This is a genomic window from Dyadobacter sp. CECT 9275, assembly GCF_907164905.1.
Taxonomy (GTDB): domain Bacteria; phylum Bacteroidota; class Bacteroidia; order Cytophagales; family Spirosomataceae; genus Dyadobacter; species Dyadobacter helix.
The window spans coordinates 61,483-76,108 of sequence record NZ_CAJRAF010000001.1 but is presented as its reverse complement, the minus strand read 5'-3'; the positions used below and the strand labels follow the sequence as shown (position 1 = coordinate 76,108).

9 protein-coding genes are annotated in these 14,626 nt (G+C 46.4%); 3 read left to right on the top strand and 6 right to left on the bottom strand.

The annotated features are described in order from the left end of the window. The first annotated feature begins 9 nt into the window (after positions 1–9). From KOE27_RS00260 to KOE27_RS00250, 3 genes are all read left to right on the top strand, one after another. Positions 10–1,659, top strand: a complete 1,650-nt coding sequence (locus tag KOE27_RS00260; RefSeq protein WP_215236882.1) for a hypothetical protein — start codon at positions 10–12, stop codon at positions 1,657–1,659. A 177-nt stretch (positions 1,660–1,836) separates the two neighbouring features. Next, positions 1,837–3,534 carry a hypothetical protein gene (locus KOE27_RS00255; protein ID WP_215236881.1) on the top strand — a complete coding sequence of 566 codons (1,698 nt, stop codon included), beginning with the start codon at positions 1,837–1,839 and terminating at the stop codon, positions 3,532–3,534. 963 nt (positions 3,535–4,497) lie between these two features. After that, positions 4,498–7,185, top strand: coding sequence for a T9SS type A sorting domain-containing protein (locus KOE27_RS00250; RefSeq protein WP_215236880.1), 2,688 nt, complete (start codon positions 4,498–4,500; stop codon positions 7,183–7,185). A gap of 81 nt (positions 7,186–7,266) precedes the next feature. Here KOE27_RS00250 and KOE27_RS00245 read toward each other — a convergent pair whose 3' ends face one another. From KOE27_RS00245 to KOE27_RS00220, 6 genes are all read right to left on the bottom strand, one after another. Beyond that, positions 7,267–8,352, bottom strand: coding sequence for a toxin-antitoxin system YwqK family antitoxin (locus tag KOE27_RS00245; protein WP_215236879.1), 1,086 nt, complete (start codon positions 8,350–8,352; stop codon positions 7,267–7,269). A gap of 224 nt (positions 8,353–8,576) precedes the next feature. After that, complete coding sequence (locus tag KOE27_RS00240; RefSeq protein WP_215236878.1) at positions 8,577–10,028, bottom strand: tannase/feruloyl esterase family alpha/beta hydrolase; 1,452 nt, start codon at positions 10,026–10,028, stop codon at positions 8,577–8,579. Between the two features lie 48 nt (positions 10,029–10,076). Then, positions 10,077–11,540, bottom strand: a complete 1,464-nt coding sequence (locus KOE27_RS00235; protein WP_215236877.1) for a glycoside hydrolase family 28 protein — start codon at positions 11,538–11,540, stop codon at positions 10,077–10,079. 126 nt (positions 11,541–11,666) lie between these two features. Beyond that, positions 11,667–12,395, bottom strand: coding sequence for a 3-keto-disaccharide hydrolase (locus KOE27_RS00230; protein WP_215236876.1), 729 nt, complete (start codon positions 12,393–12,395; stop codon positions 11,667–11,669). 17 nt (positions 12,396–12,412) lie between these two features. Continuing rightward, on the bottom strand, positions 12,413–13,414 hold the full coding sequence (locus KOE27_RS00225) for a 2-dehydro-3-deoxygalactonokinase (protein WP_215236875.1): 1,002 nt from the start codon (positions 13,412–13,414) through the stop codon (positions 12,413–12,415). Then, on the bottom strand, positions 13,414–14,610 hold the full coding sequence (locus tag KOE27_RS00220) for a sialidase family protein (protein ID WP_215236874.1): 1,197 nt from the start codon (positions 14,608–14,610) through the stop codon (positions 13,414–13,416). The genes KOE27_RS00225 and KOE27_RS00220 overlap by 1 nt, the downstream gene beginning before the upstream one ends. Positions 14,611–14,626 lie beyond the last annotated feature (16 nt).

The following is a 14,626-nucleotide window of genomic DNA, read 5'->3' as shown; positions in this document are numbered from 1 at the left end:
GGCACTTTTATGACGAGGTATACACTGCAAATATTTCTATTTTTTATCTGTGCACTGGGGGCAGCACATGCCCAGGATAAAAAGTCTGAAAACATTGTCATCACTTCCGAAAAGGGGAAAGTCAGGGTACATACTGCAAACGGGGAATTATATGTGAATGTACCTCCAAAGGACGTACGCAGCCATCAAGCAGCAGGACTGGTCCGCTACGCTGACTTTGGCGCTGCGGGCGACGGCAAAACCGACGATATGGACGCCATCGCCGCAACACACGCATTTGCCAATCTGCATGGTCTGGCTGTGAAAGCGGCAGATCACGCTACCTACTACATCGGTGGGAAAGAGCGTACGGCCATGATCCGGACCAATACCGATTTTGGCAAGGCTTCCTTTATTATTGACGACACCGAAGTACAGAACCGGAATGCGTCGGTTTTCCTGGTGGGGTCGGATTTAAAATCATTTAAACCGAAAACGATCACTTCGCTTAAAAGAAATCAGAAGAAAATCGAGGCGGCTTTGCCAGGCCCTTGCCTGATCACCGTTACCAATGCTAACGTAAAGCAGTACATACGGTTTGGCCTTAACCAAAACAACGGTTCTGCGCAAACCGACATTTTTGTGGTGGATAAAAATAGCAATGTGGATATGAAAGCGCCGATCATCTGGGATTTTGATCAGATCACCGACATTACGGTGCTGCCTATTGACGAAAAACTCCTGAAGATTACCGGGGGACGTTTCACCACCATCGCCAACCGGGCCGAGTCAAAGTATACCTATTATAGCAGGAACATCGCGATACGGCGGTCCAACGTACTGGTTGAAGGACTTGAACACCGCATTACGGGGGAGGAAGACCATGGAGCACCTTACGGAGGTTTCATCAGTATCGGGGACTGTTCCTATGTAACGATGAAAAACACCATCCTGACCGGGCATAAAACCTATAGTACCATCGGTGCCGCGGGGAAGCCCGTCTCCATGGGGACTTACGACCTTTCGGCCAACCGTGCGCTGAACGTATCCTTTATTAACTGCAGCCAGACCAATGATATCAACGACAATAAGTACTGGGGTATCCTGGGTTCCAATTTCTGCAAAAACATGCTTTATGACCATTGTACCCTCTCCCGGTTTGATGCCCACCAAGGCGTTGCCAATGCCACCATTCGTAACTCCACCCTCGGCCATATGGGTATCAATGCCATTGGCAGCGGGCTTTTGCTGGTAGAGAATTCCACGATCCGTGGCAGGAGCATTGTCAACCTGCGCTCCGACTACGGCAGTACCTGGCAAGGCGAGCTGGTGATACGTAACTGTGTATTTGTGCCTGCCAATGGCAAGGCCGGTCATGCGGAGCTGATCAGCGGATCCTATTCGGGGCAGCATGACTTCGGTTATACCTGTTACATGCCCGAAAAAATTACCATTGAAAATCTTAAGATCGACGACTCCCTTCATCCGGAAAACTATCTGGGGCCTGCCATTTTCACTAATTTTAATCCAGAAATGACGGACGATACCTATCAGGAAAAATTCCCTTACATCAAGACCAGAGAGGTTATTCTCCGAAATGTAACAACCGCCAGCGGAAAACCACTGAGGGTGAGCGATAATCCTTTTATGTTCAGGGACGTAAAAATTAATGGTAAGTGAGTCTTATCCTTTCTTTGTGCCTGCTTTCCTGTACATCCGGTAAGCGGAATAAATGCCTGGAACTCCAGTTCAAATCACAACCCCAGGATCAAGTACGAACCATACCTAAGATATTACATCAGAAAATTGAGCCCCAAACCGATCCAGTCTTATCTTTGGTCAAATAATTCCTAAACCATGCAACGTATCCACAAAGTAGCTATTGTCATATCTGTTATCCTGATTGCCGGGCTGGCATCTTCTTTTAAAAGGCAAACTTCTCAGGCAGAAGGAGACGTTAAAAGCAAGAGCCCGAAAATCGTAAATATTGTCAATTTCATCCGTTTGCTTGAACCCCGGGATCCGCTCATTACTCAGGAGGTACTGTATCAGACCGTGGTCAAACAGGTTGAAGTCATGACGAAAAACCGTCTGGGGGGTACTTTTCTCCTGCAATACGACGCGTTGATGGATGCTCGTTACCAGAAATTATTAAAAGGCCTGCCAAAAGGAACTTTCGAAATCGGTGCATGGTGGGAGCTGCCACAACCGCTAATTGAAAAGGCAGGGCTGAAATGGCGCGGAAGATATCCCTGGGATTGGCATGCCGATGTTGGCTTTTCTACAGGTTATACTCCACAGGAACGTGAAAAGCTTATTGACGTTTACATGGAGGATTTCAAAAAGATTTTTGGTTACTACCCTAAATCCGTCGCTTCCTGGTTCATCGACGCGCATTCACTGAACTATATGTATGACAAATACAAGATCGTCGCGTCGGCCAACTGCAAGGATCAGTATGGGACGGATGGGTATACCCTCTGGGGCGGGTACTGGAACCAGGCCTACTATCCAAGCAGGATCAATTCCTACATGCCCGCGCAAACGATCTCCAATCAGCTTCCGATACCTGTTTTCAGAATGCTGGGCAGCGACCCGATCCGGCAATACGACACCGGCCTTGGCAACAGCAGGCAAGGGGTGGTTTCCCTGGAACCGGTGTACCCTGAGGCGGGCGGGAGTGCGGCCTGGGTCAACTGGTTTTTTAAAGAATTTGTGGAAGGAGAAGCCCTGGCATTCAATTACACCCAAGCAGGCCAGGAGAACTCCTTCACCTGGAACGGTATGTCTAAAGGATTTGAAATGCAGATGCCGCTGATCTCCCGATTACGTGACCAGGGCAAAATAAGGGTGGAAACACTGGAGGCCTCGGGTCGCTGGTTCCGAAACAACTTCAAACTGACACCGGCAACCTCATTTACGGTCAATAATGACCTGCCGGGCAGTGATCTGAAAACAGTGTGGTTCAACAGCCGGTTTTACCGCACGAATATACTTTGGGAAGATGGATCACTGCGGATCCGTGACATCCACATGTTTGATGAAAAACTTCCATCCGTTTACACCACACAGAAAGCCACTTCCAACGAATGCCAGTTTTTTACACTTCCGGTGGTAGACGGATACCTGTGGAGTAAGAAGAATCATCTGGCAGGGCTACGCCTCAAGGCGGTGGTAGGGGGAAAAGAGGTGCTGGTCAAAGGCGGAACACCTGTGATTACCAGTACGGCAGCCGGGAAGCTACACATCACCTGGCCGCTGACTACTATAAAAGGCACGCTGGTGATGGATTTGAATGAAAATCAAATGGCTGTTTCAGTAAAAGACGGCCAGGGAGAAAAATGGTTTCTGGATCTGGCCGCCGCTAAATCTGAAAACCTGCCATTTAAAAACATTGACGGAGTTCAGGCCAGATGTGAATTCGAAGGGCTGACATACACGATCCCGGCCGTTTCAGGTTCATTTTCCAAACCGGGGAGCGGGCAGATTTTCAGGGTTTCGCCAACAGGCCATAATCTTACACTGGATTTCTCTAACGGAAGAGGAGTGAAATAATAATCAATATCCCTGGATAGCCTGAGTAAATCTATCTTAGCAATTTTTAATCTGGCAGGCATTTGGACACACTGAGCTTCGCTTCAGTGATGTCCATTGTTTGTATAAGTCAACAGCGCTTTTCATCCTTTCAGATTCTTCCGGCTTAGCCGTTTCCCACCTTTAGGTCCAAATATCGATAATCTTGCTGGCAGGGTTCTATTATTAGTAATATTTTCAGGTGGGCAGACAGAAATAAATAGCTCTGAGCGCTATTTATTTCTGTCAAAAACATTGGAAGTTGGTTACGTATATTGTAGTAAGTTATTTATCGAATTTATACAAATTATTCCACCGTTCTGTGAAGATATTAATGGACTTAAAATAGAGTCGTAGAAAACGTTGAATACATGAAAGAAAATGCATGTATTTAAGGATGAATTAGTTATCCAAAAACAAATTTTCTCTATTTTCGCCGCAGGATTTCGCTTAATAACCCTATCTATTCAGTTCCAAACATTTAAAATGAAATTTTTGAAAACCCCTGTTGATCAGGCACTCGCTGTCCTGAAGTCGTCCGCGTAGTGGGTTGGTTCATCATTATTCCTCAGAGAGCTACCCCTTCAGGCCGGGCCTGAATCATAGCCTCTTGGATAGTCATCCCATCCGTTGTGGGATCAGGATGTGTGTTGAGAACTTAGACATCTCATTCGTGCATTCCGACAACGTAAGTCATCCCAAGTCTTTCTTAGACGCAGGATATTCTGTATGCGAATTTCAATAAACAAGCCAGATGGACTTGCGGTATTTTGGTATTCAATATCACCTCTATCATAATAAAACCAATCAGTAATGAAACACCATTTACAAAAAACCTCCCTATTGTACCTTAACCCCATAGGTAAAGCAGTCTATTCTGGCATCAGCCAGTTTCTATTAGAGCAATTTACCAGTTCCCGACAAGATTGCAGACGTTATACGAAAATGAAATTTTCGATTCTTGCATTTGTAGTGGTCTCACTTTGGGCCAATACTCCTGCCTTGGCCCAGGGCAGCATTCCTTGTGACGGAAGCCTGTACTTTACCCGTCAGATTGATAACACCAGTACCCGCATCAGCTCCGTGAATGTGAGTTCCAATGGAACCGTCTCTGTTTCTGACAAATTGTCTTTAAATCCAAACGCATTGACAAATGCCACTGTGTATTATAACGGCTACATATTTACGCAGCGCTGGAACCAGAGCAGCTTCCAGCTGGCAAGAATAGCCGATTACAGTGCTACGAATAACTATACAACTAAGACGGTAAGCGATATGCCTACGGGCTCTAATCTCAACTACAACAATGCAGGGGTGGATAAGAACGGTATTATGTACATATTGTCGGTTGACGCCAGCCCAATACTATATAAAATTGATCTTAAGAACTGGGATACCGGACTATCCGCAACTTCCGCAACCACTACCATGACAGGGAATGGTACCCGACTCTGGGGGGATATCGCCTTTGACCCGTTAACCGGAAAAGCCTATGCCTGGTACCACGGTAGTACTAATGCAGGTAATTCCGCAAGGGGATTATACGAGATCCAGAACTTTACAACCGGAACCGCAGCCATTGTAAAAATAGGAGCAGCAGCAGATTATACCATGGGCACGCTGTTTTTTAATGAAAGAGGACAGTTGTTTAGCTATGGAGTACCCGGCCAGGGAGGAGACCATGTCAATTTCTACGCGATAGATAAGACCGACGGTACCGTTAGCAGCATAGGGACTTCGGCCACATCTCCGCAATCCGATGGCTGTGAATGTGCATATCGGCTGAGCCTTACGCTTACGGCCGGAGATGGCAACGGCAATGTGGATATCCCCAATTGCTCGAAGCCATCTGACTTCAACATCCAATTCGGGGCAAAGAACACGGCATCCGGGGCGTTTTCAGGTGTTACCTTTGAGTTTCCTCTTGATCCCCGCTTTTCTTTCGCGGATACAAAAGACGACATTGAAACCTATCTTAAAGGGATTTTCGGATCTTCGGTAGCGGTAATGATTTCCAACGACGGCTTGGGAACCAACAACAAACTTAATGTAACGGGCATGGCTGTGGAGGGAACCACCAGTAATAGCGGGAATCCCGTGAATCTGCCGTTTGAGCTAAAAATCAAAGTGGTAGCGGGTGGAGACCAGTTTACCGACGGCGCAAAAGTGGATTTTCAAGCAAATTTTGGAGGGCTATCGGCTTATTATGGTACCACAGAACCCTCCAGTGATCCGCTTAGCTTGTGGGGAAAAAAGGCGAGTACCATCACTTTCAACAAGACGAACGACCTCTGTAATACCCTGTCAGGAAATGTATTTAAAGACGCCAACGGTCTTAAAAACGAAAAAGTAGATGGTTCTAACATTGTTGAGAATTTAGCCCTTAAAGCCGTGCTTGTGAATGAAGCCGGATATGTAGTGGCCGTCACAACCGTAGGAACAGCAACTGGAACCTACTCCTTCCCGGTAGGTCCCGGAAAATACAGTGTCAGACTCACTACCGCAGACGTCACTTCCAGTGCCGTAGGAACGTTGGGCTCTGGTATCACTGTAACGCCTCCTACCGGCTGGCTTTACAGCGGTGAGCATCTGGGTACTGAAACTGGAAATGACGGTGTTGCCAACGGTATCCTGACGGACATCACAGTCACAGACCAAGATGTGACCAACGCCAACTTTGGAATTGAGCGACCTCCCGTCGCAGATATCAAATCAGGAATCCTGACGGCTAAACCATCTATGAATGATTTCATTCCGGTAGATGGAACATTTACGAACGCTCCTGCACTTTCGGGAAGTGACCCGGAAGATCAATCTACCTCGGGATCTTTGTCAGGTAAAACCATACTCATTACCTCGTTGCCAACCAACGGGATGGAGCTGTGGTATGATAACACAAAGATTACAGTCGGAAAAAATGCGACGAATCCGCCTTCACCCTCGAACCCTTTTACGATTGAAGTACTTGACCCGTCGAAACTCAAGCTAAAAATGACTGGTGCGGGGGCCAAATCGACTGTTTTTGAATACGCCTATGTAGATCAGGCCGGCGTAGCGTCGCCTCCGGCAACCTATACGCTTAGCTGGAACGAATCCCTTCCGGTAACGCTTGTAAGTTTTGAGGCGAGCGTGGAAGGCACTATGGTAAGCTTAAGATGGAAGACGGCTCAGGAGACAAATGCATCTCATTTCGAACTGGAACGGAGCAGCGACGCAAGACAATGGAGCAAATTAACAACAGTACTAGCCACCGGGTGGAGTAATGAGTTGGCCAATTACAATGCGGTCGATGCAAATCCTTGTGCAGGAATCAGCTATTATCGCCTCAGGATGGTGGATCAGGATGGCAGCTTCGCATTTTCTCATCTGATCAATGTCAGGTTAAAGGAGAGCATGTCGGATATATCTGTACATCCGAATCCGGTATCAAGCATACTTCGTTTCAATAATGCCGCTTTGCCCTCTATCCGCAAAGTTACTTTAACCCATATCAATGGCCAGGCATTGGCAGAATATGACTCAGTCACTGAAAGAGGTATCGACCTGAGCCGGTTTGAGAATGGAATATACCTGATTCAAATAACGACGGCAGAAGGTTTAAAGATGATCAGAAAAATAGTGATCAGCAAATAAAAATTTCTCCTGGAGCAATACCGGAAAGCCGCCGCCTATTGATAAAATATAGGGGGTGGCTTTTCCTGTTTTCGCCAGCATTTACCTGGGAATGTGCAGGTTGATCTGCCTGCCATTGGTGTCGTAATCCCAGGATTTGGTGGGGTTCCCTTCGGGGTCATATTCCTGGTAATGGCCAAAGTTTTTATAATCTTTATGATGCTGTATCACTTTCACCTGCCCATTGTCATGATAATAAACCGAAGTAATATAATTCTCTTCGGGATGATAAACGGTTTCCTGCCGTATTTTACCCCATCTTGAATATTCCCGGGATAAAACGATTTTTCCGTTATAATCGTAAAGTGCTTCATGCCAAACCTGAATACGACTAAAAGTTTTACGAAGCGAGTCCTCCGTCAGATAAAAGTCTTGGATGAGACGATGCTTCCACCGATCGATGATCGTCGTGTCGTGATACACCCTCGACAAATTGATTAAAATACCATTTCGGTAAAACTTTTGATCATACAGCTGGCCCGACGGAAAGAACCATTCTGACTTTCCTTGTAAAGAGTCGCGCACATACGTTTGCTTACCCCAAACCTTCCCATTCCGGTGGTATACCGTCCGGGCACCATTTCTGAGACCGTCATGAAAGGTTTCTTCAATTTCGATTTTGCCGTCGGGATAATACTGGTGACTGATACCATCCTTTGGCCGCTTCTGGCGGCGCCCATGCGCACTCCTCAGATCCTCCACCTCTTGGATGCCGTCCTTGTAATGCCAGTCATGCACGCCGTCCTTGTCGCGGTACCGGACATTTCTGTTACATGCCGAAATTACAAGTTTTCCTGTATGAGCGGTAGCAAATAACACCCATTCATCTCCCACATTGATACCCATATCACAAGAAGAAAGAACACCCCGCTCGATTATTTCGTCAGTATCCTTCCCTTTAAATTTTTCAATAATTTTAAATCCGAGCGTTGCTTCGCGAAAAGAGGATGCATTTGAAGGAGGGTTGATGGTTTCTGAGGTAATCTTTACCAATGCGACGAACGCATAACTATTCAAATCCTGCTGCGACTTGATTCTCTGAAAATTACCCGAACACGAACAGGCCACCAGGTGCATAGGAACGCACAATAGCACAAAAATTAACGATAACAATACGGATTTTAACATGATTTGATGCATTGACCAGAGACAGCAAATGAAACTTCGTGCTAGTATTATGCAAATATATATAATTTAATTATATATTAAATCAAGATTAATTAAGATGAAAATCGTTATATCTGAAATGCAGTTGTAACAGCTGCAGGCTGCCCGGCGGTCGTATATGTTTATAAAAACTGGAATACCATTCTGTGGTATCGCTGCCTGCAAGAAAACCCCAGGGTGTTATATCATTCCTGCTTCTTGCGATAAGGCAAGATTGCCTTCGTAACAACCTTCCCCCCACCCACCTTCGTGGCAACCACCTGATCAGGCGCCTTGGACTTTTCTACCCAGTCAATAATCAGGCCGATCCAATCTACCTTGTCACAACCTAAGCCGCCTCCGCAGTGCAAGACCCCAGGCAGCAGAAACAGCCTTGCGAAAGACTGCGCATCTTTGTCGCTTTTTAGTATCCCGTCGTAGTGCTCTACAGTTGCGTTTGCTGAAAGTGCCGGGTCATTCCATCCGTGGAAGAAGATGATCTTGCCGTTTCGTTTTTTGAATTCACTGTAGTCAGTACTCGTGGCGTCCAGATAAGAAGAAGCATATTCCGTTTCCACATCAAAATTTTTGAAATCGTACTTCGTGTAGTCAAAAGTTGAATCATTAAAAATGAGATACTTGAAAATGTTTGTACCAAACATATATTGCTGGCTGGGCCTATTTTTCATCGAGGGGCTCGAGCCGGTAATCCAGGTATCCCAGGAATCCTCCTCAGCTTCTGCACCAAAAGGAAAACCCGGGTAAATTTGCTTCCCGTTAAGCACCAGTGGATTGTAAACCGACTTGATTGCCTCGAGCTGTTCTTTTGTAAAACATGTGCTTCCTGGTTTATTGTCGGCACACACAGCCAGTTTAGAAAAATCGAACTTACATTTGCCGGGGTTGTCAAGTATGTTATCGGCGACACCGTCGAGCTGATCACACTGTTTGAGTACCTCCGCTTGTAAAAGTTTGAGGTTATCGTTGGTAATGACCGGCCTCAGTTTTTTTGGATCCGGATAATTGTACTGACTATGCTGCAAAAATTTAGCTGATATCGCTGGCCATGCAAAGGCAGGTGCCCCGGCCACGATCCCATCAAAATCTTCCGGGTAATACTGTGCCTCGACCATCGCCTGTCCACCGCCTCGGGAGCAACCGGCAAAATAGGATTTGAAAGGTGCGCCACAATAATAATATTGCATAATGGCTTTAGATACTACCGCCGTACGATGTATGGCCAGTCTGCCAAAGTTCAACTGTCTCTCCATATTGTTGAAGGCCCATTTTGCGTCACCGCCACCTTTGTGGCCTGTGTCCGTGCCAGCCGTGGTAAACCCCTCTTCTACTTTGCTGCGAAACTGGTTTTGAATGCTGCCCACAAACCCACCACCTCCAGACATCAGGAAACGACCGTTACTTTCGTCCGGAAGTAATATCTCAAAATTGATTTCCTTGCTTATCCTGCCCAGTACGCGGCAGAATGGCTTCCTTGTGCTGACAGTTGTGTTGCCGACATTAGCTTCTGCGGCCAAAATCGTCACATCCGGAAGCTGAAGATTTTTTAATTCCTCGCAGGGTTTACAAGGTTTTACATTTTGTGCCAAAGCAACGCCAGTAAACAAAATGAACGCAAAAGAGATGTAACACTTTCTCATACAATAAATTGGTTTCCGTATATTGAACGCAAGCAGTAACCAAAGCCACTACTTTGTCACCACACCGGTAGATTTATGACTGTAAATCCAATCTCTTTTGTCGGGTTTCGAAATTTTAACAGCCTTGAAGTTAGCCCCGTGTACATCGTCCAGAACCACCGCTGCCCGGTAATCTTTTTTCTCGCAGGATAAGGTCAGGCCCTCTACCTTGATATTCCTGGCATGACGTACATACAAACCCCAGGCAGGCAATTCATCGAACATTGAAAATTCCGGATAAAATTCCGGTTTTTCGGGTACCTTATCCAGGTCGGTAAGGCGTACACCGGCGAACATCGGATTCCCTCCGCCGGGATACCTTATCTCTATGTTTTTCAGCGTGACATTCTCGATGAGCGCATCCGGCATGCCTGCAATACCAGCCGGGGAGATGTTGCGCGGCATATCTTCCGTGGGCCCCTCGTATTCGTAGCCCGCGTCAGGTTTGGTGGCAGGTACTTCCACATATATATTTGAAATGTGGATGTTTTCCATTCGGCCTTTCTTGCCTTTGACCCTTTCACCGATACGCAAAAAAATCGCATTTCCGGTGTTGTACGCCTGCACGCTGTCCACCTGCACGTTTTCTACAAACCCACCGTCAACAGCGGCGAGTGTCACGGCTGAACGGTAGGTATCGTATATTTTTACATTCGATATTTTTACGTTACTGAATCCTCCGTATGAGGCTGTACCGAATTTGATTCCGTTAGCACTGGACCGAACGGTGCAATTCCGGATGACGATGTTCTTGCAAACCTTGCTGGCGTCATGCGACTTGAGACAAATACCGTCATCGTCAGAATCGATGAAGGAGTTCGTCACACTGACCCCGTCGCAATCTACAATGTCGATGCCGTCGTTGTTCCAGTACGCTTTACTATCTACCGTGATTCTGTCGATTTCCACCGTCTTGCATTGATCATAGATCTGTACCCAGCTCGATGAATTTTGCATGGTCACTTCGTGGATTTTTACATCTTCACAGTTCCGGAAATAGACAAGTACTGGTCTGCACTCCGCTTCCGGCCGGTCGAAACGAAACTGATCTTTGATTAATCCCTTATGAATCATGTCGACGATATTCCTGGCAATATATCGGCCGCGGCCGTCGATACTTCCCTGTCCGGTAATGGCTATGTTTTTCTGATCCTGCGCAAAAATCAGTGAAGTCCACACCTTCCGGTCATAATCCCACGGGTTGAGTGACCCCACCAGCACCGCGCCTTCTTCAAGATGCAGCGTCACGTTCGACTTGAGATGTATAGAACCTGTGAGGTAACGGCCTACAAAGAAAACGAGCCTGCCGCCACCGTTCTGGTGTATGTAATCAATGGCATATTGGATGGAACGGGTATTGAGTGTAACGCCATCTGAATATATGCCAAACAGGGAAGCACGGTAGTCTTTTGCCTGGGCTGTGAAGGCACATATACAGAAAAGAAGAAAACAAAGGTATTTTTTTAGTTGCATGGCAGGCCTGCTTTCGTTAAAATGACGATGGAGAAACGTGATACTAATAAGTAACTCGTATTTCGGTTTTACCTGTTCCTGCCTGAAAATGTTAATATAACGCTGCGGTGAGATGTAGCAGCCGCCTTACAATTCGCGGATTTTCACATTCCGATACCATACCTTATTTCCATGGTCCTGCAAGGCAATATGCCCGGTTTTGAATTTGCCCAGATATTTCCAATCCTTGAATTTGCTTTGACTTATTAACCGATCCCATTCAGCGCCGCCGATCTGATACTGTACGATCTTTTTGTTATTCAGGAAATGTTCGGCTTTGCTGTTGTTCACAACCAGCCGGGCTTTATTCCATTCGCCTGCTGGTTTGCAAGCAGTTGAATCCGACGGAGCAACCATATCAAACAAGGAGCCCGCTGTACGGTCTGCCCCCTGTTTGGCATTGGGGTGACGTTCATTATCGAGTACCTGCATTTCCAGACCGGTAACATCGGCAGACTTGAAGGCCGGATCTTCCCTGACATGATAAACAATACCGCTGTTGCCGCCTTCCGAAATTTTCCATTCCAGTTCCAGTTCAAAATTCTCATACGCTTTGTTGGTGAGCAAATCTCCCCCGCCTTTTTCAGAGAGCATGATAGCCCCATCCTCTATTTTCCATTGCGGGAGTACCTCTTTTTTAAGATAAGAGTGCCACCCGTCAAATGATTTACCATCAAATAAGCTAACCCATTTTCCTTTTTTTGCTATTTCCGTGGGCCGGTCAGCCGCAAACGGGTCCGATGGCCTGGCAGCAAAACTCAGAACAAGAGCAGCTACAGAAAGGAATATCAGAGAATTTAAAATACGACGATTCATAAATAACAGGTGGATTTTCAAACTTGATCAGGTAGTATCCCGCAAATCTGGTTCTGGAAAATTTTGATCTGCCCGGCGACAACGGCCCTATCCATCATGGATGGATCCGCCAGCACGGCCGGGATGCTCAATTCTTTCAGTGCCGATTTATAAAATTCGTAAAGTTTTTCGTCACAACATAATACAATCTGGCGAATCTCGGATACCAGCTCCTTCAATTCCGCACCAATGATCAATCCGCTCAGATAGTAGAAATTTTCACGTTTGTTTCTCCTTTCAAAAAGCTGGTTGCCCCTCACCGAAAACAAAGTGTGCAGCAGGTTTTCAGCACCTGCATATTTCACTCCTTCTGCGAAAGCCTTCATATCAGCTGCATGAGCAGACGGGAATTCAACGGACTCCCTGAGAATACTCGTGCTGACCATAAGTGAGAATATCTCCCCCGTCATGTACGTTTTAAAACCGGTAACCTGGCCAGCTTGTACATAAATGTGCTTGGAATGGGTACCAGGGAATATAAAAATTGTTTCTCCGGCGGCCTGCCTTACTGTTTCCATCAACTCCCACACACCAAGCAGCTGCGTTTCTTCTCCCCTCATGACGTCAAGCCCATTTGTAATCCCCGAAATAAGGAAAATATCGTGCAGAAACCAGTCTGCTGCTTCCACAATACTGACAACTGCCTGTTGGCCGGCCAGGGAAAATGGCAAAAAAGCATAGGGTAGTTCCACCATCCCGAGAGAAGAGGACCCCATTCCCGACATGGCAATGGGGATACCGTCCAGATCCAAAGCGAGGTTGACCGACAAATTTGTGATCTGGCGCGATAACTCTTTTCTGTAAAAATTTTCACGCGTTACAGATCCTCCGGCCGAAACCAGGCTCCATTCCAAGGATGTAGCTGCAATGCCCTGCCCGGCTGTGATTTCCCCGATAATCTCCCGGTTGGTCATGTCGGTGAGTCGCAGCCTGAAAGAGGTTGTTCCCCAATCACAGCATAACAGGTAGTTGCTCATCATTATGGATTTACCCGTGTAATAAAAACTCCGCTGGTATTACCTGCCGCCACATCCTGTTCGGTGAAATTGCAATACAAAATATCCTTCGCACCAGACCTGTCCCTGTCAAAAGTTACATGAATCACACCATCTTCGGTTTGGTCAGCATCAGGATAGGAGACCTTATCACGGCTGTCGAGCAGTAGCTTTTCAGGCCAGGTTTTGCCACCGTCCTTTGATATAAAGGCGGTCATATTGTTTCTGGAGGTACTATTATTAAGTATCAGCAGCAGATTTCCCGACCGAAGTTTCCCGATGTAAAACCGGCTCGAGGTAGTTGGACCAGTTGCTTTGAAAAGCTCAAGCTTAGACCAGCTTTTACCGTAGTCAGCACTTTTTGAAAAATAGATCCTTTTTTTTGTCCTGACCAGGCACAGCAGATTGCCGTCATTTCCTGTCTGCACCACCTGATGTTCGTCAAATGTACGCATACTATCGGGCAGAACTGGCACCGATCCATGGGCAGACAAGGTATTAATTCTGGCATTTTTCTTTTTAAAATCGAAGCTATGAATAAAGGTTCCGTCCTGGATGTATCCCGGCTCTTTTGAATGATCAGTACCCAACTGCCATACCGAAACCGGGAAAAGTGCAAAGTTCTTTTGAGGAATGTACACCGGCTTATTCATCATGACCCCATATGAAATTAGCTTTGGCTGTTCATAAACCACTTTGGAACCGCTCCAGGAAATGGGTATTGCATTCACCCCTTCTTTTAGGTCCCAATGCTTGTTATCCATGGAAACGGCATAAAACAGCCATACCGTCCCATTTTTATCACGCCAGAGGACGGGATCGAAAAATCTTGTTGTGGGTTCTTTTGGGAAAATAACAAGCTGATCGTTTTTCCAGGTTTTGCCCTGATCCACACTTACAGCAAGCGTTACATAATTGCCAGGCCCCTCCCCTTTTCCGCCGGTATACCATACCAGAAATAGTTGTTTACCATCTGCAGAGGCCGCAATGGACGATACCATCTCGTGCTGCCTGTTTTGTATTCTGGGATCATTAACGGGTTGCTCAAGAATGATACCTGCGGCGGCGCGGCGGGAATCCGCTTTGTTAAGGTCAACCTGCGCCTGTGAAGGATTCAGGAAAGCTGCCGCTGCAATCACTAAAGAAGCCTGAAGTACTTGGATGGATTTTAAAAATTTCATGCGAAAATAGTTTGGG